The following is a 17613-nucleotide window of genomic DNA, read 5'->3' as shown; positions in this document are numbered from 1 at the left end:
TAGCGTCTGAAACAGCCCAACGACACAGGACCGGGTATACCTCGAACATCGGAGCCTGAAGCCTGTCCGCTACGGATTTGGTTGCACGAAAACGGATGACTCGACCATAAGTCGAATTGCCAGCCCTGCGTCAAAATGCGTTCATGGAACGCTTGAAACCAGGCCGCACGCATCCGTCGAAGTTGCGAAAAATTGCGAAGATTCGGACATGGCCCACCTGACCACGGATAGCCCGGGCCCACTGACCTGCCCTGGAACGCCTGGCAGCCATGCCGACAATTTGGTGCTGCAGATTTGGGAGACGCGTTAAATGGCGCATAACGAAGCAGTCGACGTAGTTCTGGTAGGGGCCGGCATCATGAGTGCCACCCTGGCCGTACTGCTCAAAGAGCTCGACCCCGCGATCAAGCTGGAAGTCGTCGAGCTGATGGATTCCGGCGCCGCCGAGAGTTCCAATCCGTGGAACAACGCCGGTACCGGTCACGCCGGCCTGTGCGAGCTGAACTACACCCCGCAGGCTGCCGATGGCAGCGTCGACATCAAGAAAGCCGTGCACATCAACACCCAGTTCGAGGTGTCGAAGCAGTTCTGGTCGTACCTGACCAAAAAAGGCACGTTCGGCTCGTGCAAATCCTTCATCAGCCCGGTACCGCACCTGAGTTTCGTTCAGGGCGAAAGCGGTGTGTCGTTCCTCAAGGAGCGCTTCAATGTCCTGAGCAAGCACCACGCGTTTGCCGACATGGAGTACACCGAAGACAAAGGCAAGATGGCCGAGTGGATGCCGCTGATGATGCCGGGCCGCTCGCCCGACGAAGTCCTCGCCGCCACCCGCGTGATGAACGGCACCGACGTCAACTTCGGCGCCCTGACCAATCAGTTGCTCAAGCATTTGAGCAGTGCTCCGGACACCCAGGTCAAATACTGCAAGCGCGTGACCGGCCTCAAGCGTAACGGCGCCGGCTGGACCGTCAGCATCAAGGACGTCAACAACGGCAACACCCGCGAAGTCGACGCAAAGTTTGTCTTCCTCGGTGCCGGTGGCGCGGCCCTGCCGTTGCTGCAGGCTTCGGGTATCGAAGAAAGCAAAGGCTTCGGCGGCTTCCCGATCAGTGGCCAGTGGCTGCGTTGCGACAACCCGGAAGTGGTCAAGCACCACCAGGCCAAGGTCTACAGCCAAGCGGCCGTGGGTTCGCCACCGATGTCGGTGCCGCACCTCGACACTCGCGTCGTCGACGGCAAGAAATCCCTGCTGTTCGGGCCATACGCCGGTTTCACCACCAAGTTCCTCAAGCATGGCTCCTTCATGGACCTGCCGATGTCGGTGCGCGCTGGCAACATCGGGCCGATGCTGGCGGTGGCGAAAAACAACATGGACCTGACCAAGTACCTGGTCAGCGAAGTGATGCAGTCGATGGAACAGCGTCTGGAATCCCTGCGCCGTTTCTACCCGCAGGCGAAAGCCGAAGACTGGCGCCTGGAAGTGGCCGGCCAACGGGTGCAGATCATCAAGAAGGATCCGAAAAAGGGCGGCATCCTGCAGTTCGGTACCGAACTGGTCGCCGCGAAAGACGGCTCCCTCGCTGCCCTGCTCGGCGCTTCGCCAGGTGCGTCGGTGACCGTTTCGATCATGCTCGAACTGATCGAAAAATGCTTCCCGGCCAAGGCGTCCGGCGAGTGGGCAAGCAAACTGGCGGAGATCTTCCCGGCCCGTGAAAAGGTTCTGGAAACCGATGCTGCGCTGTATCGCAAGATCAACACGCAGAACAACATCGCCCTGGAACTGGTTGAAGAAAGCAGCGAGACACCAAGCTTCGCTTGATCTTGCGGCATAAAAAACGCCCCGTACTCCTTGAGTGCGGGGCGTTTTTTATGGCCAGGCAAGAACCAATAATCCTGGCTTACAAACCTTTGTAGTGAGGTGGCCTCAGGTGCGAGCCTTCTTGATCAATTCGATGTAGTCGCCAGCGTTGCGATGATCCTTGATCAATTTGACGAAAGTGTTGCCCTGCTCATCCTCGCCATCGACGTCATAACCCGCCGCAACAAAGAAGCCCAGAAAGCGCTCGAAGTCATCGATGCGCAAACCGCGGTAGGCCTTGATCAGTTTGTGCAGCGACGGCGAAGTGGCGTCGACCGGCTCAAAATCGAGGAACAGCTTGATCTGCTCATCGCCGATCTCGTCACCAATCACTTGTTTCTTATCTTTACGCATTGCCGACTCCAGCTCGCAGACATGACACGGGGCGGGCAGTTTACCCCTGCCCGACCGCCCGGCTCAACGCGGACGAATCGCCCCGGTGTGCAAATCGGCCCAGATATGGCCATTGGCATAACTGAGGAACTGTACATACACCGTGTCGTTGCGCAGCAGATCCATCACCACGCGGTACTGAGCGAGCGGATAGAACAGCGTCAGGGTTTTGCTTTTGTCATCGTAGGCCGGCTTTTTCAGGCTTTTGCTCTCGCCGTCGAAACTCACCAGCACCTGAGAAATGCTCGCGCCCTTGTTCAGCGATTTGCCTTTGAGGCGGATCAACAAGGATGAGGTGACCGGAATCGGCTGCTGATTGGACTGGCGCTGCGCACCGACCACCACCGAATACTCGCTGACCTGCAGCAGTTGCTGTTGCTCGGGTTCAGCGTCGCGCAGGGTCAGATCGTCCGGCGGCAGGAACTGGCTGTGCATCGGCGCGGCGGACAGCGGCAGGCTGAGAGACAGCAACAGGGCGGCGAGACTGCAGATCAAGAGGCGCATGACAGGCTCCGGAGGCGGGGCCGAGCACTCTAGCATGGGTAACGCGGATGGATCAGCACACACAAAAACAACTGTGGGAGCGAGCCTGCTCGCGAAAGCGGTGTGTCAGTTTTCAATGATGCTGACTGACACGACGCCTTCGCGAGCAGGCTCGCTCCCACAGGGGGCAATGCAGGTTCTTACATGCCTTTAACGGCGTAAATCCCGTTGGCGTTGCGCCAGTAGCCTTTGTAGTCCATGCCATAACCGAAGATGTAGCGGTCGATGCATGGCAGGCCGACGAAATCGGCCTTCAGGTCAGGACGTGCCTTGCGGTCGTGGTCCTTGTCGATCAGCACGGCGGTGTGCACTTTGCGTGCGCCGGCGTGTTTGCAGAAGTCGATGATCGCGCCCAAGGTGTGACCTTCATCGAGGATGTCGTCGATGATCAGCACGTCGCGGTCGATGAACGAGACTTCCGGCTTGGCTTTCCAGAACAGGTCGCCGCCGCTGGTTTCGTTGCGATAACGGGTCGCGTGCAGGTAGGACGCTTCCAGCGGGAATTGCAGATGCGTCAGCAGTTTGCCGGAGAAGATCAGGCCGCCGTTCATCACGCAGAACACCACCGGGTTGCTGTCAGCCAGTTGTTCGTTGATTTGTGCACCGACGCGGGCGATGGCCGCCTCGACTTCAGACTCGGTGTACAGGCAGTCAGCCTCTCGCATGATTTGACGGATATGCTCGAGATCAGCGGACATGGCGCTCTCCAGGGGTTGGCGGAATTGGAAAAGCGGGCAAAGGTACGCATCCCGCGAGGTCGAATCAAGCTCTTATGGACTAACGTACAGAATGTCCTATAGGACATCACCCTCGGATAGATTAATCTAGGCCGGTTTTTTTGCCCGCCGCCGGAGCCTTTCCCATGCCCATCCTCGAGATCCGCCATCCGCTGATCCGTCATAAACTCGGCCTGATGCGCCGCGCTGACATCAGCACCAAGAATTTCCGCGAGCTCGCTCAGGAAGTCGGCGCCCTGTTGACCTATGAAGCTACAAAAGATCTGCCGCTCGAATCCTACGACATTGCCGGCTGGTGCGGCACCGTGTCGGTGGAGAAGATCGCCGGCAAGAAGATCACCGTCGTACCGATCCTGCGTGCCGGCATCGGCATGCTCGAAGGCGTGCTCAGCCTGATCCCGGGCGCCAAGGTCTCCGCTGTGGGCGTTGCCCGCAACGAAGAAACCCTGCAAGCGCACACCTATCTGGAAAAACTGGTACCGGAAATCGACGAGCGCCTGGCGATGATCATCGACCCGATGCTCGCCACCGGCAGCTCCATGGTTGCCACCATCGACCTGCTGAAAAAGGCCGGTTGCCGCGACATCCGTGCCATGGTCCTGGTGGCCGCGCCGGAAGGCATTGCTGCCGTCGAACAAGCGCACCCGGACGTGACCATCTACACCGCGTCCATCGATGAACGTTTGAACGAGCACGGCTACATCATTCCTGGGCTTGGCGATGCTGGTGACAAGATCTTCGGCACCAAGCAGAAGGACGCGTAACCATGCAGCAAGAGTTCAACGATCCGCTCTGGCGCACGGTGCTGTCCGGCGCGCAGATGCTGTTCGTGGCTTTCGGCGCCTTGGTGCTGATGCCGCTGATCACCGGCCTGGACCCGAACGTGGCACTGTTCACCGCAGGTCTGGGGACGATCCTGTTCCAGATCGTCACCGGACGTCAGGTGCCGGTGTTTCTCGCGTCGAGCTTCGCCTTCATCACACCGATCATTCTCGCCAAGGGCCAGTTCGGCCTCGCCGCGACCATGGGCGGGGTGATGGCGGCCGGTTTCGTCTACACCTTCCTCGGCCTCGCCGTGAAGATCAAAGGCACCGGCTTCATTGACCGTTTGCTGCCGCCCGTAGTGATCGGTCCGGTGATCATCTCCATCGGCCTGGCCATGGCGCCGATTGCCGCGAACATGGCGATGGGCAAGGCCGGCGACGGCACCGAGCTGATCCACTATCAGACGGCGATGATGATTTCCATGCCGGCGCTGCTGACCACGCTGATCGTGGCGGTGTTCGGCAAAGGCATCTTCCGTCTGGTGCCGATCATTTCCGGGGTGCTGGTGGGTTTTGCCATGTCGTTCTATTTCGGCGTGGTCGACACGGCGAAGATTGCCGCAGCGCCTTGGTTCGCCCTGCCGCATTTCACCGCGCCGGAGTTCAACTGGCAGGCGATTCTGTTCATCGTTCCGGTGGCGCTGGCCCCGGCGATCGAACACATCGGCGGCGTGATTGCCGTGGGTAGCGTGACCGGTCGCGATTACCTGAAAAAGCCGGGCCTGCATCGCACCCTGCTCGGTGACGGCATCGCCACCACCGCCGCCGGCCTGTTCGGCGGCCCGCCCAACACCACGTACGCCGAAGTGACCGGCGCGGTGATGCTGACCAAGAACTACAACCCGAAAATCATGACCTGGGCGGCGATCTTCGCCATCACCCTGGCGTTCATCGGCAAGTTCGGCGCGCTGCTGCAGAGCATTCCGGTGCCGGTGATGGGCGGGATTCTGTGCTTGCTGTTCGGTTCGATCGCAGCGGTGGGCATGAACACCCTGATCCGCCACAAGATCGACCTGGGCGAAGCGCGCAACCTGGTGATTGTTTCGGTGACGCTGGTGTTCGGTATCGGCGGCGTGCTGGTCGGCACCGGCACCGGTCCTGATGACTTCGGCCTCAAAGGCATCGCGCTGTGCGCGGTGGTGGCGATTGCGCTGAACCTGATCCTGCCGGGCAATGACGGCTGGAAGCAGAAAAAGGCGGATGAGCCGCTGATTTAACCCCCCGCAATGATCGTTCCCACGCTCCGCGTGGGGATGCCTCAAGGGACGCTCCGCGTCCAGTGACGCGGAGCGTCACGGGCTGCATTCCCACGCAAAGCGTGGGAACGATCACTGTGTGAGCGGGCTTGCTCAGAGGGCCAGCGGCGCTCTTTCGCAGAGGGTCGCCAACGCCTTGGCCCATTGCGGGTCGTCGTTCAGGCACGGCACCAGCACCAATTCCTCGCCCCCCGCTTCGCGGAACTGTTCCTTGCCGCGATCGCCGATCTCTTCCAGTGTCTCGATGCAATCGGCGACGAACGCCGGGCACATCACCAGAATCTTTTTCACCCCGCTTTTGGCCAGTTCATCCAGCCGCGCTTCGGTATACGGCTCGATCCATTTCGCCCGGCCCAAGCGCGACTGAAACGACACCGACCATTTGCCGTCCGGCAGGCCCATGCTTTTGGCGAAGGCGGCGGCGGTACGGAAACACTGCGCGCGATAACAGGTCGCCAATACCGCCGGCGAGGCGGTCTGGCAGCAATCGGCGCCTTTGAGGCAGTGGTTGCCCGTCGGATCGAGCTTGCTCAGATGCCGCTCCGGCAAGCCGTGAAAGCTCAGCAGCAGATGATCGTAATCCTGCTGCAGATGCGGACGCGCACTGGCGGCCAGTGCTTCGATGTATTCCGGCTGATCGTAGAACGGTTGCAGGATCGACAACTGCACATCGAGCTTCTTCTCGCGCAGTACGCGCCGGGCTTCTTCGATCACCGTGGTCGTGGTGCTGTCGGCGAACTGCGGGTACAGCGGCGCCAGCGTGATCTTCTTATGTCCCGCTTTGACCAGACGCAGCAGACAGGTTTCGATCGACGGCTCGCCATAACGCATCGCCAGATCCACCGGGCCGTGTTTCCACGTCCGGGTCATCTGCTCCTGCAAGCGGCGGCTGAGCACCACCAGCGGCGAGCCCTCTTCCCACCAGATCGAGGCATAGGCGTGTGCCGATTGTTCGGGACGCTTGATCAGGATCAGCGACACCAGCAACCGCCGCAGCGGCCATGGCAGGTCGATCACGTAGGGGTCCATCAGAAATTGATTGAGGTAGCTGCGCACATCGGCCACCGAGGTGGAGGCCGGAGAGCCCAGATTGACCAGAAGCAAAGCGTGATCGGTCATGCAACGTCCTATTTCAGAGGCGGCTGGAGAGATCATCCAGAGCCGCGCGTAAATCCGTAAAGCGGAAGCTGAACCCCGCTTCCACCAGGCGTGCCGGCGTCGCACGCTGGCCGCCGAGCAATAACAGTGACAGCTCGCCGAGCATGACTTTCAGCGCCAGGGTCGGCATCGGCATGAACGCCGGGCGGTGCAACACACTGCCCAGGGTCTTGGCAAATTCGCGGTTGCGCACAGGTTTCGGCGCGCAGGCATTATAAGGACCGCTGGCCTGATTCCGGTGCAGAAGAAAATCAATCAGGGCGATTTGATCGTCGATATGGATCCATGGCATCCACTGCCGACCATTGCCCAAAGGCCCGCCGAGCCCGAGCTTGAACGGCAGCAACAGCCGCGACAAAAAGCCGCCCTCGGCCGACAGCACCAGACCGGTTCGCACCAGCACCACGCGGATGCCGAGGTTCTCGGCACGCAGCGCGGTCTCTTCCCAGGCGATACACAACTGACTGGCGAAGTCGTCGATGCCGGGCGGCGATTCTTCAGTCAACTCGCGTTCGCCACCGTCGCCGTACCAGCCGATCGCCGAGCCGGAAATCAGCAGCGACGGTTTCTGCGCGCGAGTTTCCAGCCACGCCAGCAGCGTTTCCGTCAGGGTGATGCGGCTGCTCCACAGCAACGCCTTGCGTCGATGGGTCCAGGGGCGGTCGGCAATCGGCGCGCCGGCGAGATTGACGATCGCATCCAGCGGCTCTTCGCCGAGGTCCTCCAGACGCGAAATTCCGCGCACTTGCGCGCCGCAGATCTGCGCGACTTTTTCCGCGCGGCGACTCCACACCGTCAGCCGATGGCCCTGCTCCAGCCAGTGCCGGCAGAGCTGACGTCCGATCAAACCAGTACCGCCGGTCAGCAATATGTGCATGACATCTTCCTCGCGTGGCGTTTAACCCGGATCACTAGTCTATTTTTATAGGCAGGGATCTTTTCGATCGGGCAGGCTCTATGGTTTAACAATAGGCCAAGCTGTCAGAACGAGAACGCTAGAAGTTATACCAAAAAACAGAATTGTACAGGTTTGATCGACGGCGTAGTCTGTACAGAAAGGTAAACGAGGCCCCTATGACTGTACCTATCGCAATCATCGGCACCGGCATCGCCGGGCTCTCCGCCGCTCAGGCTCTGACAGAGACCGGGCATACCGTTCAACTGTTCGATAAAAGCCGCGGCAGCGGCGGGCGCATGTCGAGCAAGCGCAGCGACGCCGGCTCGCTGGACTTGGGCGCTCAATACTTCACCGCGCGTGACCGGCGCTTCGTCACCGAAGTGCAGCGCTGGCAGAGCCAGGGCTGGGCCGCCGAGTGGGCGCCGCAGCTGTACACCTTCCAGGGCGGCCAACTGAACATGTCGCCGGACGAGCAGACCCGCTGGGTCGGCACGCCGCGCATGAGCGCCATCACCCGCGGCCTGCTCGATGGCCTGGACGTGCAGTTTGCCTGCCGCATCACCGAGGTCTATCGCGGTGAAGAACACTGGCATCTGCAGGACGCCGATGGCTGCACCCACGGCCCCTTCAGCCATGTGGTGATCGCCACACCGGCACCGCAAGCCACCGCGCTGCTGGCCGCCGCGCCGAAACTTGCCGGCGTCGCTGCCGGGGTGAAAATGGAGCCGACCTGGGCCGTCGCTCTCGCCTTCGAAACCCCGCTGAATACGCCGATCGAAGGCTGCTTCGTGCAGGACAGCCCGCTCGACTGGCTGGCGCGCAACCGCAGCAAACCCGGGCGCGACAGCACGCTTGACACGTGGGTGCTGCATGCAACCAGCGCCTGGAGCCGGCAACACATCGACCTGTCCAAGGAAGCAGTAATCGAACATCTGCACGGTGCGTTCGCCGAACTGCTGCACAGCGCCATGCCTGCGCCGACGTTCAGCCTCGCCCACCGCTGGCTCTACGCCCGCCCCGCCACTGGCCATGAATGGACCACACTGGCCGATGTCGATCTGGGCTTGTACGCCTGTGGCGACTGGTGCCTGTCGGGCCGCGTTGAAGGCGCCTGGCTCAGTGGTCAGGAGGCTGCACGTCGCTTGCACGAACACCTGCAATGAATCGCATCAATCCGCGCAAATTGCTGCTGTCGAAGTGGACAGCAGCCCATCCGCAAAATCGCGAAAAACATTTTCTGGTCACCGAACTGATCCGCGACGAGGAAGGTACGGTGCTGGAAGTTGAATTGCAGGCGGTGCTGACCCAGCGTAGCGAGCGGCTGGATTGGCAGGTGCTGAAAGACAGCAAGCTCTGGTTACTCGGCTGGAAATAGATTTCCCTTGTGGTGGCGAGCCTGCTCGCGAAAGCGCTGTATCAGATTCGAATTCGTCGACTGCCCCACTGCTTTCGCGAGCAGGCTCGCTCCCACAGATTCAGCGCTGTACAAAAATCTTATACAAATCATTTGACTTGTACATCCATCGATCTATGCTGAGGAAAAGTTGTACAGAGATAACTCTCTGTACAGGTATAGATTCGAGGTGCTCATGTCTACTGCTTCCCTGTCCAAGCCGAAGATCGCCATCAGCGCCTGCCTGTTGGGCGAAGAAGTGCGCTACAACGGTGGGCACAAGGAATCGCGGCTATGCAGCCGTACCCTCACCGAATATTTCGATTTCGTCCCGCTGTGCCCGGAAGTCGCCATCGGCATGGGCATTCCCCGTGAGCCGATTCGGCTGGTCGGCGACCCTGAACAACCCGAGGCCGTCGGCACCGTCGACCGGACCATCAACGTCACCAGGCCGCTGGCCGAATACGGCGAGAAAATGGCCGCCGAGTTGCAGGACCTGTCCGGCTACATCTTCATGCAGCAGTCGCCATCCTGCGGGCTGGAACGGGTCAAGGTCTATCACGACAACGGCGCGCCAGTGAACGGTGGCGGACGCGGCATCTATGCGCAGGCATTCTGTGCACAGCATCCGGATCTGCCGGTGGAAGAAGCCGGGCGCCTCAACGATCCGGTGCTGCGGGAAAACTTCATCACCCGCGTCCTGGCCTACAGCGCCTGGCAGCAAGTGCTCGCCGAGGGCCTGAGCCGCCGCGCCCTCACCGAATTCCATTCGCGCTACAAGTACCTGCTGATGGCGCACAACCCGCTGCAATACAAAAACCTCGGCAAGATGCTCGGCAACATGGCTGACAGCGATCCCGCCGAGCTCGGCCCGCGCTACTTCAGCGAGCTGATGGCCGCGCTGAAGAAATGCGCCACGCGCGGCACCCATTGCAACGTGCTGCTGCACCTCAGCGGTTATTTGAAACAATCGCTGAGCGCCGAAGACAAACAGGAAATGCAGCAGATCATCGGCCAGTACCGCCAGGGCATCGTGCCGCTGGTGGTGCCGTTGACGCTGCTCAAACACCATTTTCGACTCCATCCGGACCCGTACATCGCGCAGCAGGTTTACCTGCAGCCGCATCCGGAAAACCTCAGTCTGCGAAACGCGATCTAATGAACGATAAAACCGACAGCAGCGCCCGGGAAGACCTCGGCGCCGACTTCAAGAAAGCCCTCGACGAGGGCTGGTTGCCGATTCGCGAAGTCGCGCGGCAGACCGGCGTCAACGCCATCACCCTGCGCGCGTGGGAACGTCGCTACGGCCTGGTGGTGCCCCAGCGCACGCCCAAGGGCCATCGACTGTATAGCGCTGAACATGTGCAGCGAATCATGGCCATCCTCACTTGGCTCAACCGTGGCGTTGCGGTCAGCCAGGTCAAGCCACTGCTCGATGCGCCGCAGGCCTTCACGGAAACCGTGGAAAACGATTGGCAGCGTCTGCATCAGACGTTGCTGTCGGCGGTCACCTCGCTCAATGAGCGCGCGCTGGATGACAGCGTCAATCAAGCCATCGCCTTGTATCCGCCACGGACGTTGTGCGAGCAATTGCTGATGCCGCTGCTGGCCGAGCTCGAACAGCGCTGGCAGGGCCAGTTCGGCGCACAGATGGAACGGACGTTTTTCTTTTCCTGGTTGCGCAGCAAATTCGGCGCACGCATCTACCATAACAACCGCCAGCTGCATTCGGCGCCGCTGTTGTTGATCAATCATTCCGACCTGCCGCTGGAGCCACATCTGTGGCTGTGCGCATGGCTGATCAGCAGTGCCGATTGCCCGGTGCAAGTGTTCGACTGGCCACTGCCGGCCGGTGAACTGGCGCTTACCGTGGAGCATCTGCAAGCCCGTGGCGTGCTGCTGTATTCGAGCAAAGCCATGCAACTGGCGCAGTTGCCCAAGCTGTTGGCGAACGTCAATTGCCCGACCTTGATTGCTGGCCCCACGGTGCACATTCACCACACCGAGTTGTCCGCACGCACCGCCCAGACTGCCGATCTGTTCCTGGCTGAAGATCCGCTTGCCGCACACCAGGCGCTGCTCGAGCGCGGATTGATTTGATGATGGGTTTAATCACATGCAACTGATCTGGCTGCGCAGCGACCTGCGCCAACATGACAACACCGCCCTCGCGGCCGCCGCAGCGCGCGGCCCGACTGTGGCAGTGTATCTGTTGAGTCCGCAGCAATGGCTGGAGCACGACGATGCGCCGTGCAAAGTGGATTTCTGGCTACGCAATTTGCGCGAACTGAGCCAGAGCCTCGGCGCGCTGAACATTCCGCTGTTGATTCGCAGCGCGCCGCACTGGGATCAGGCGCCAGCAGAACTGCTCAAGCTGTGCCGGCAATTGAAAATTGAGGCGGTGCACGTCAACGAGGAATACGGCGTCCACGAAAGCCGCCGCGATGAAGCCGTGGCCGAAACGATGCGGGCCGAGGGCATCGAGTTCCACAGCTATCTGGATCAGTTGCTGTTCAAACCCGGCACGATCCTGACCAAGACCGGCACCTACTTCCAGGTGTTCAGTCAGTTTCGCAAGGTCTGCTACGAGCGCCTGCATCGCTCGATGCCTGCACTTGTAAAGGCACCGGGCAAACAGGCCGCGCTGGATATCGAAAGTGACGCAATTCCGGAGGCGGTCAAAGGCTTCGCCACGCCGAGCGAATCCCTGCGCGCCTTGTGGCCGGCCGGCGAGCAAGAGGCGCGGCGCCGCCTCGACACCTTCACCGACGCGCAGATCGATTATTACCGCAGCGAACGAGACTTCCCGGCCAAACCCGGCACCAGCCAATTGTCGGCGTACCTCGCCGCCGGGGTGATCTCGCCACGCCAGTGCCTGCACGCTGCACTGCAAAGCAATCAGGGCGAGTTCGAAAGCGGCAAGGTCGGCGCGGTGACCTGGATCAACGAGCTGCTGTGGCGCGAGTTCTACAAACACATTCTGGTCGGCTATCCACGCGTCTCGCGGCATCGCGCCTTCCGCCCGGAAACCGAGGCGCTGGCCTGGCGCGATGCGCCGGAAGAACTCAAGGCCTGGCAAGAGGCACGCACCGGTCTGCCGATCATCGACGCGGCGATGCGCCAACTGCTGGAAACCGGCTGGATGCACAATCGCCTGCGCATGGTCGTGGCGATGTTCCTGACCAAAAACCTGCTGATCGACTGGCGCGAGGGCGAACGCTTTTTCATGCGCCACCTGATCGACGGCGACCTGGCGGCCAACAACGGTGGCTGGCAGTGGAGCTCGTCGACCGGCACCGACTCGGCGCCGTACTTCCGTATCTTCAACCCGTTGAGCCAGTCGGAAAAATTCGATGCCGAAGGCGTGTTCATCAAGCACTGGTTGCCGGAACTGGCCGGGCTCAACAAGAAGGAAGTGCACAATCCGGCGGCAGCAGGAGGACTGTTCGGCGTGGCCGATTATCCGGCCCCGATCGTCAACCTCAGCGCCTCACGCGAGCGTGCGCTGACGGCGTTCAAGAACCTGCCGTCGCGCCAGCCAGTGGGCGGCAGCGATGAGTGAATTCCTGCGCAGCTTCGCCCGCGAGTTTTCCGGGTTGAACAAAGACAACCTGTATCGCCTCGGCGAGCTGTACAGCGACGACATTCATTTCACTGATCCGCTGCACGAAGTTCAGGGCCTGGCACAACTGCAGGATTACTTCAGCGAGCTGTACGCCAACGTCAGCGATCTGCGTTTCGATTTTCATGGTTTCGACCAGATCCGCGAAGGTGAGGGTTACCTGCGCTGGGTCATGAGTTATCGCCATCCGCGCCTGGCCAAGGGCCGGGAAATCAGGGTCGGTGGCTGTTCGCACCTGCTCTGGCGCGACAAGGTTTATCGCCATCGGGATTATTTCGATGCCGGGGCGCTGCTGTATGAACACTTGCCAATATTGGGCCGGGTGATTGCCTGGCTGAAAAGGAGAATGGGATGAGTCGTACACCTCCACGGCGGTATTGGTTGACCGGCGCCAGCAGTGGCATCGGTGCAGCCTTGTGTGAGGACATTCTGAAAAGCGGCGCGCACCTGGCGGTCAGCTCGCGCTCGGCCGCGCCGCTCAAGGTTTTGTCCCAGCGTTATCCGGGCCAGGTGCTGGTGGTGCCCGGCGATCTGACCAACAGTCAGACCGTGCGTGAAATCGGTGAGCAGATCGCCGAGGCCTGGGGTTCGCTGGACAGCGTGATTCTCAACGCCGGCACCTGTGAATATGTCGACGCGCGCCAGTTCGATTCGTCGATCATCGAGCACGTGGTGCGCACCAATCTGCTCGCCAGCAGCTATTGCATCGAAGCCGCCCTGCCGCTGTTGCGCAAAGGCACCGCGCCGCATCTGGTCGGCATGGCCAGCTCGGTGACTTACCTGCCACTGCCACGGGCCGAGGCCTATGGCGCATCGAAGGCCGGGCTGCGTTACCTGTTCGAATCGCTGCGCATCGATCTGGCGGATGAAGGCATTGAAGTCACCATCATCAGCCCGGGTTTTGTCGAAACGCCGCTGACCGAAAGGAACGATTTCCCGATGCCGCTGAGCTGGCCTGCGGATAAAGCGGCGCGGCACATCTTCGCCAAACTCAAAGACCGTCCGCTGGAAATTGCCTTCCCGGGGCTGTTCATGGCCGCGCTGTGGCCGCTGTCGAAACTGCCCGCTCGCGCGCAACTGGCGATCGGCAAACGCATGGTGCGCAAGAACCCTCCGCAGCGGGACCCGATATGAAAATCGCCGTAATTGGCAGCGGTATCGCCGGGCTCACCTGCGCCTACCTGCTGAACCGCCGCCACGACATCACTGTGTTCGAAGCGAGTGACTGGGTCGGCGGCCATACCCACACCGTACCGGTCAGCGTGGCCGGGCAATCGTTCGCCATCGATACCGGTTTCATCGTGTTCAACGACTGGACTTACCCGAACTTCATTCGCTTGCTCAACCAGCTCGGCGTGGCGTTCAAGCCGACCGAAATGAGCTTTTCGGTAACCGACCCGGACACTGGCGTGGAATACAACGGCAACAACCTCAACAGCCTGTTCGCACAGCGCAGCAATCTGTTGTCGCCGGGGTTCTGGGGCATGCTGCGCGACATTCTGCGCTTCAACAAAGAAGCCCAGCGCGACCTGATCGAACTGCGCATCGCCGCCGACACCACCCTCGATGATTACCTCAAGGCTGGCGGCTACGGCGAGCGTTTCATCCTGCATTACATCGTGCCGATGGGCGCGGCGATCTGGTCGATGCCGATGGCGGAAATGCTCAATTTCCCGCTGCAATTCTTCCTGCGCTTCTTCAAGAATCATGGCCTGCTCTCAGTCAGCGATCGTCCGCAGTGGCAGGTCATCGAAGGCGGTTCCAGTGCCTATGTGGCGCCGCTGACCGCTTCGTTCAGCGACAGGATCCGCCTGAACTGCCCAGTCAAGCGCCTCGAGCGCAACCAGCACGGCGTAGTTATCCACAGCCCGGCCGGCCTCGAACATTTCGACAAAGTGGTGTTCGCCTGTCATAGCGATCAGGCGCTGAACCTGCTGGCCAACCCGAGCGACGCCGAGCGTTCGATTCTCGGTGCCCTGCTCTACGCCGACAACGACGTCGTGCTGCACACCGACACGCGCCTGCTGCCAACGCGCAAACTGGCCTGGGCCAGCTGGAATTATCGCCTCGAGGGCGCCGGCCATACGCGCGCGGCGGTCACCTACAACATGAACATCCTGCAGGGTATCGAGAGCGACACCACGTTCTGCGTCAGCCTCAACCAGACTGCCGGCATCAGCCCGGATAAAGTGCTGGCCCGCTATACCTACGCCCACCCGCAATACACCCTCGCCGCAGCGGCCGCGCAAAACCGTTGGGGCGAACTCGACGGCGAGCAGCACACGCATTATTGCGGCGCCTACTGGGCCAACGGCTTTCATGAAGATGGCGTGGTCAGCGGGCTGCGCGTAGCCGCCGCGTTCGGTGAAACCCTGTGAACAGCGCTCTGTACAACGGCGTCATCGGCCACCGACGTTTTTCGCCGCGCCGCCACGAATTCCGCTATCGCATCGGTTTGCTCTATCTCGACCTGAGCGAACAGGACGCCGTGCTGGCGCTGTCGCCACTGGCCGGGCGCAGCCGCTTTGCGCCGTTCTCGTTTCGCGAAACCGATTACCTGAAAGCCTTCACCGGCAAGGGCATGCGCCTGATCGACGCGGTGCGCCAGCAGGTCGGCGCAGCCATCGGTCATGAGCCGCAAGGCGCGGTATGCCTGCTGACCCAGCCGCGCAGTTGGGGCCTGTCGTTCAATCCGGTGAGTTTCTTCTATTGCCATGAAGCCGACGGGCAACTCGCGGCGATCGTTTGTGAAGTAACCAATACGCCATGGCGCGAGCGTTATCACTATGTGCTGCCGGCGCAGGTGCCGACCAGCCTGGTGGATTTCCATCAGCATTTCGCTGTGGCCAAGGCGTTTCACGTGTCGCCGTTTCTGCCCCGCGACCTTGAATACCGCATGAGCTTCAGCCCCGCTGCGCAAAGCCTTGGCGTGCACATGGCCGATTGGCAGGGCAACGAGAAACTGTTCGACGCCACGCTCAATCTGCGCCGTGAACCGCTCGATCGTCGCAGCCTGCATCGCTACCTGCGGCGCTTTCCGTGGATGACCGCAAAAACCGCTCTGGCGATTTATTGGCAAGCGCTGCGACTGCTGCTCAAGCGCGCGCCGATCTTCCCTCACCAGGCTGCCGACGGCAGCTTTAAAACCGCCACTGTGCCTCCGAAGGAGCCGCACCATGAAATCCTCTAGCCTGCCGCTCGGTCGCTTCAGCACCAACGGTTTGACCGGCTCGCTGCTGCGCCGTGGCGTGTTGCGCCAATTGGCCCAGCTCAAACACGGACAATTGATGGTCGTCGAGGATGGCGAACAAATGCTTTTCGGCACCCCGGGCAGTGCTCTGCTCGGCGAAGTCCATGTACTCGACCCGGCCCTGTGGGGCATGGTCGCCAGTAGCGGCTCGATCGGCGCCGGCGAAGCATTCATCCACGGCTATTGGAGTTCGCCGGACCTGACTGCTGTGGTGCGCGTATTCGTCAGCAATCTCGATGTACTCGATGCCATGGAAGGTGGCTTGGCGCGTCTGGGCCGGCCCTTCGTACAAGGGCTGCACTGGCTCAATCGCAACACGCGCAAGGGTTCGCAGAAAAACATCGCCGCGCACTACGACCTCGGCAATGAACTGTTCGAACAGTTTCTCGACCCGACCATGATGTATTCCGCCGCCCAGTTCCTTTCGCCGAGCGACACCCTGGAACAGGCGCAATTGAACAAACTTGAACGCATCTGCCAGAAACTCGCGCTCAAACCCAGCGACCACCTGCTGGAAATCGGCACCGGTTGGGGCAGCATGGCCCTGTACGCAGCGCAGCATTACGGTTGCCGCGTGACCACCACGACGCTGTCGAAAGAGCAGTTCGCGTTCACTGCCAAGCGCATCGAACAACTCGGCTTGCAGGATCGCGTCACCCTGCTGCTCAAGGACTACCGCGACCTCAGCGGCGAGTACGACAAACTGGTGTCGATCGAGATGATCGAAGCGGTCGGCCATCGGTTCCTGCCGACCTACTTCAAGCAATGCGCGCACTTGCTCAAGAGCAACGGCCTGATGCTGCTCCAGGCGATCACCATTCGCGAGCAACGTTATGAACAGGCCAAGCGCAGCGTCGACTTTATCCAGCGCTACATCTTCCCCGGCGGCGCCCTGCCCTCGGTGCACAAGATGCTCGATGTGGTCAGCCGCGAAACCGACATGAACCTGCTGCACATGGAAGATTTTGGCCTGCATTACGCCAAGACACTGCGCCTGTGGCACGAGAATTTTCGCCTCGCCCATGGTCGCCTGAGCGAACTGGGCTACGACGATTATTTCCTGCGTTTGTGGGAGTTCTATCTGTGCTACTGCGAGGGAGGATTCCTCGAACGCACCATCGGCACCGCGCAATTGCTGCTGGCCAAACCGGCGGCGATGACCGCACCGTTGCTCGGTCGCTTCGATGCGTGAGCGAATCGCCAATGCCGTGCTGTTTCAGCTCGGCTGGCTGGCCTGCGTGCTCGGCGGCAACAGTTTGTGGCTGTTGCTGGCGGTGGCGGCACTGGTGATTCATCTGCGCTGGATCAGCAGTTGGGCGGCAGAAGGTCGTTTGATTCTGTGCGTGGTGATTGTCGGCACGGCGGTGGACAGCGTCTTGCGTTACCTCGACGTGTTCCGCTTTGCAGACGCCTCACCGCTGATTCCGCTGTGGCTGATGCTGCTCTGGGCGCTGCTCGCCACCACGTTGCGCCATTGCCTGGCCTGGAGCGCGCGGCCATGGTGGCTGGCCAGCGCACTTGGCGCGGTGGGCGGCGCATTGTCGTACTACGCTGGCGGACGGCTGGCCGGCGTGCAATTTCCCTACGGCGAGGCGGCGACGCTGATCGTCATCGGCCTGCTCTGGGCAGGCTTGTTCCCACTGTTGCATTTGATGGCGCGGCGTCTGGCGCCGTGAGCGTC

At 61.1% G+C, this 17613-nt stretch carries 19 protein-coding genes and 1 pseudogene; 14 read left to right on the top strand and 6 right to left on the bottom strand.

Annotated features, from left to right (window positions below):
- Nucleotides 1–310: 310 nt before the first annotated feature.
- The gene (gene mqo / locus J5M66_RS19175; protein WP_024014277.1) at nucleotides 311–1819 is read left to right on the top strand and encodes a malate dehydrogenase (quinone); all 1509 of its coding nucleotides are present in this window, start codon (nucleotides 311–313) and stop codon (nucleotides 1817–1819) included.
- A 105-nt stretch (nucleotides 1820–1924) separates the two neighbouring features.
- On the opposite strand, the gene J5M66_RS19170 is transcribed toward mqo, so the two are convergent.
- The 4 genes and pseudogenes from J5M66_RS19170 to J5M66_RS19160 all read right to left on the bottom strand — a co-directional run bounded on the left by J5M66_RS19170 (nucleotide 1925) and on the right by J5M66_RS19160 (nucleotide 3492).
- The gene (locus J5M66_RS19170) at nucleotides 1925–2212 is read right to left on the bottom strand and encodes a PA4642 family protein (RefSeq protein ID WP_123444169.1); all 288 of its coding nucleotides are present in this window, start codon (nucleotides 2210–2212) and stop codon (nucleotides 1925–1927) included.
- Between the two features lie 63 nt (nucleotides 2213–2275).
- A complete protein-coding gene (locus J5M66_RS19165; RefSeq protein ID WP_016773232.1) occupies nucleotides 2276–2755 on the bottom strand; it encodes a hypothetical protein in 480 nt (159 codons plus the stop codon).
- A gap of 71 nt (nucleotides 2756–2826) precedes the next feature.
- Nucleotides 2827–2925, bottom strand: a pseudogene (locus J5M66_RS27010) (metal ABC transporter ATP-binding protein); the annotation flags it as partial.
- 9 nt (nucleotides 2926–2934) lie between these two features.
- The gene (locus J5M66_RS19160; protein WP_016773231.1) at nucleotides 2935–3492 is read right to left on the bottom strand and encodes a hypoxanthine-guanine phosphoribosyltransferase; all 558 of its coding nucleotides are present in this window, start codon (nucleotides 3490–3492) and stop codon (nucleotides 2935–2937) included.
- A 164-nt stretch (nucleotides 3493–3656) separates the two neighbouring features.
- On the opposite strand from J5M66_RS19160, the gene upp reads away from it, so the two are divergent.
- Nucleotides 3657–4295, top strand: a complete 639-nt coding sequence (gene upp, locus J5M66_RS19155) for a uracil phosphoribosyltransferase (RefSeq protein ID WP_024014279.1) — start codon at nucleotides 3657–3659, stop codon at nucleotides 4293–4295.
- Between the two features lie 2 nt (nucleotides 4296–4297).
- On the top strand, nucleotides 4298–5572 hold the full coding sequence (locus J5M66_RS19150; protein ID WP_016773229.1) for a uracil-xanthine permease family protein: 1275 nt from the start codon (nucleotides 4298–4300) through the stop codon (nucleotides 5570–5572).
- 132 nt (nucleotides 5573–5704) lie between these two features.
- On the opposite strand, the gene hemH is transcribed toward J5M66_RS19150, so the two are convergent.
- Entirely contained in the window at nucleotides 5705–6730 is a 1026-nt protein-coding gene (gene hemH, locus J5M66_RS19145) for a ferrochelatase (protein WP_123444168.1), read from the bottom strand.
- A gap of 13 nt (nucleotides 6731–6743) precedes the next feature.
- Nucleotides 6744–7646, bottom strand: coding sequence for a TIGR01777 family oxidoreductase (locus J5M66_RS19140; RefSeq protein ID WP_056790263.1), 903 nt, complete (start codon nucleotides 7644–7646; stop codon nucleotides 6744–6746).
- 197 nt (nucleotides 7647–7843) lie between these two features.
- Here J5M66_RS19140 and J5M66_RS19135 point away from each other — a divergent pair, with 197 nt between their 5' ends.
- The 11 genes from J5M66_RS19135 (at nucleotide 7844) to J5M66_RS19085 (ending at nucleotide 17608) form a co-directional block, all read left to right on the top strand.
- Nucleotides 7844–8830 (top strand): NAD(P)/FAD-dependent oxidoreductase, encoded by a 987-nt coding sequence (locus J5M66_RS19135; protein ID WP_207809694.1) that lies wholly within the window; start codon nucleotides 7844–7846, stop codon nucleotides 8828–8830.
- The gene (locus tag J5M66_RS19130; protein ID WP_016773224.1) at nucleotides 8827–9042 is read left to right on the top strand and encodes a TIGR02450 family Trp-rich protein; all 216 of its coding nucleotides are present in this window, start codon (nucleotides 8827–8829) and stop codon (nucleotides 9040–9042) included. The genes J5M66_RS19135 and J5M66_RS19130 overlap by 4 nt, the downstream gene beginning before the upstream one ends.
- Nucleotides 9043–9256: 214 nt before the next feature.
- Entirely contained in the window at nucleotides 9257–10219 is a 963-nt protein-coding gene (locus tag J5M66_RS19125) for a DUF523 and DUF1722 domain-containing protein (RefSeq protein ID WP_041479992.1), read from the top strand.
- Complete coding sequence (locus tag J5M66_RS19120; RefSeq protein WP_016773222.1) at nucleotides 10219–11160, top strand: MerR family transcriptional regulator; 942 nt, start codon at nucleotides 10219–10221, stop codon at nucleotides 11158–11160. The genes J5M66_RS19125 and J5M66_RS19120 overlap by 1 nt, the downstream gene beginning before the upstream one ends.
- Nucleotides 11161–11176: 16 nt before the next feature.
- On the top strand, nucleotides 11177–12622 hold the full coding sequence (gene phrB, locus J5M66_RS19115; protein ID WP_207809692.1) for a deoxyribodipyrimidine photo-lyase: 1446 nt from the start codon (nucleotides 11177–11179) through the stop codon (nucleotides 12620–12622).
- Nucleotides 12615–13037 (top strand): nuclear transport factor 2 family protein, encoded by a 423-nt coding sequence (locus J5M66_RS19110; protein ID WP_207809690.1) that lies wholly within the window; start codon nucleotides 12615–12617, stop codon nucleotides 13035–13037. The genes phrB and J5M66_RS19110 overlap by 8 nt, the downstream gene beginning before the upstream one ends.
- The gene (locus J5M66_RS19105) at nucleotides 13034–13816 is read left to right on the top strand and encodes an SDR family NAD(P)-dependent oxidoreductase (protein WP_016773219.1); all 783 of its coding nucleotides are present in this window, start codon (nucleotides 13034–13036) and stop codon (nucleotides 13814–13816) included. The genes J5M66_RS19110 and J5M66_RS19105 overlap by 4 nt, the downstream gene beginning before the upstream one ends.
- On the top strand, nucleotides 13813–15060 hold the full coding sequence (locus tag J5M66_RS19100) for an FAD-dependent oxidoreductase (RefSeq protein ID WP_207809688.1): 1248 nt from the start codon (nucleotides 13813–13815) through the stop codon (nucleotides 15058–15060). Before J5M66_RS19105 ends, J5M66_RS19100 begins: the two co-directional genes overlap by 4 nt.
- Nucleotides 15057–15872, top strand: a complete 816-nt coding sequence (locus J5M66_RS19095; RefSeq protein WP_207809686.1) for a DUF1365 domain-containing protein — start codon at nucleotides 15057–15059, stop codon at nucleotides 15870–15872. The genes J5M66_RS19100 and J5M66_RS19095 overlap by 4 nt, the downstream gene beginning before the upstream one ends.
- The gene (locus J5M66_RS19090) at nucleotides 15859–17124 is read left to right on the top strand and encodes a cyclopropane-fatty-acyl-phospholipid synthase family protein (RefSeq protein WP_024014288.1); all 1266 of its coding nucleotides are present in this window, start codon (nucleotides 15859–15861) and stop codon (nucleotides 17122–17124) included. The genes J5M66_RS19095 and J5M66_RS19090 overlap by 14 nt, the downstream gene beginning before the upstream one ends.
- Nucleotides 17117–17608, top strand: a complete 492-nt coding sequence (locus tag J5M66_RS19085; RefSeq protein ID WP_123444163.1) for a DUF2878 domain-containing protein — start codon at nucleotides 17117–17119, stop codon at nucleotides 17606–17608. The genes J5M66_RS19090 and J5M66_RS19085 overlap by 8 nt, the downstream gene beginning before the upstream one ends.
- Nucleotides 17609–17613 lie beyond the last annotated feature (5 nt).

Source organism: Pseudomonas sp. 67(2021), from assembly GCF_017491835.1.
In the GTDB taxonomy this organism is placed as follows: domain Bacteria; phylum Pseudomonadota; class Gammaproteobacteria; order Pseudomonadales; family Pseudomonadaceae; genus Aquipseudomonas; species Aquipseudomonas atacamensis.
This window is presented reverse-complemented; position numbering and strand designations above follow the sequence as displayed.

What these genes read in the sequence shown, in the direction of transcription:
- J5M66_RS19090 (WP_024014288.1), top strand. Translation starts at nt 15,859, where the DNA reads ATGAAATCCTCTAGCCTGCCGCTCGGTCGCTTCAGCACCAACGGTTTG.
- J5M66_RS19100 (WP_207809688.1), top strand. Translation starts at nt 13,813, where the DNA reads ATGAAAATCGCCGTAATTGGCAGCGGTATCGCCGGGCTCACCTGCGCC.
- J5M66_RS19135 (WP_207809694.1), top strand. Translation starts at nt 7,844, where the DNA reads ATGACTGTACCTATCGCAATCATCGGCACCGGCATCGCCGGGCTCTCC.
- mqo (WP_024014277.1), top strand. Translation starts at nt 311, where the DNA reads ATGGCGCATAACGAAGCAGTCGACGTAGTTCTGGTAGGGGCCGGCATC.
- J5M66_RS19130 (WP_016773224.1), top strand. Translation starts at nt 8,827, where the DNA reads ATGAATCGCATCAATCCGCGCAAATTGCTGCTGTCGAAGTGGACAGCA.
- J5M66_RS19150 (WP_016773229.1), top strand. Translation starts at nt 4,298, where the DNA reads ATGCAGCAAGAGTTCAACGATCCGCTCTGGCGCACGGTGCTGTCCGGC.
- upp (WP_024014279.1), top strand. Translation starts at nt 3,657, where the DNA reads ATGCCCATCCTCGAGATCCGCCATCCGCTGATCCGTCATAAACTCGGC.
- J5M66_RS19140 (WP_056790263.1), bottom strand. Translation starts at nt 7,646, where the DNA reads ATGCACATATTGCTGACCGGCGGTACTGGTTTGATCGGACGTCAGCTC.
- phrB (WP_207809692.1), top strand. Translation starts at nt 11,177, where the DNA reads ATGCAACTGATCTGGCTGCGCAGCGACCTGCGCCAACATGACAACACC.
- hemH (WP_123444168.1), bottom strand. Translation starts at nt 6,730, where the DNA reads ATGACCGATCACGCTTTGCTTCTGGTCAATCTGGGCTCTCCGGCCTCC.
- J5M66_RS19125 (WP_041479992.1), top strand. Translation starts at nt 9,257, where the DNA reads ATGTCTACTGCTTCCCTGTCCAAGCCGAAGATCGCCATCAGCGCCTGC.
- J5M66_RS19085 (WP_123444163.1), top strand. Translation starts at nt 17,117, where the DNA reads ATGCGTGAGCGAATCGCCAATGCCGTGCTGTTTCAGCTCGGCTGGCTG.
- J5M66_RS19165 (WP_016773232.1), bottom strand. Translation starts at nt 2,755, where the DNA reads ATGCGCCTCTTGATCTGCAGTCTCGCCGCCCTGTTGCTGTCTCTCAGC.
- J5M66_RS19110 (WP_207809690.1), top strand. Translation starts at nt 12,615, where the DNA reads ATGAGTGAATTCCTGCGCAGCTTCGCCCGCGAGTTTTCCGGGTTGAAC.
- J5M66_RS19105 (WP_016773219.1), top strand. Translation starts at nt 13,034, where the DNA reads ATGAGTCGTACACCTCCACGGCGGTATTGGTTGACCGGCGCCAGCAGT.
- J5M66_RS19170 (WP_123444169.1), bottom strand. Translation starts at nt 2,212, where the DNA reads ATGCGTAAAGATAAGAAACAAGTGATTGGTGACGAGATCGGCGATGAG.
- J5M66_RS19160 (WP_016773231.1), bottom strand. Translation starts at nt 3,492, where the DNA reads ATGTCCGCTGATCTCGAGCATATCCGTCAAATCATGCGAGAGGCTGAC.
- J5M66_RS19120 (WP_016773222.1), top strand. Translation starts at nt 10,219, where the DNA reads ATGAACGATAAAACCGACAGCAGCGCCCGGGAAGACCTCGGCGCCGAC.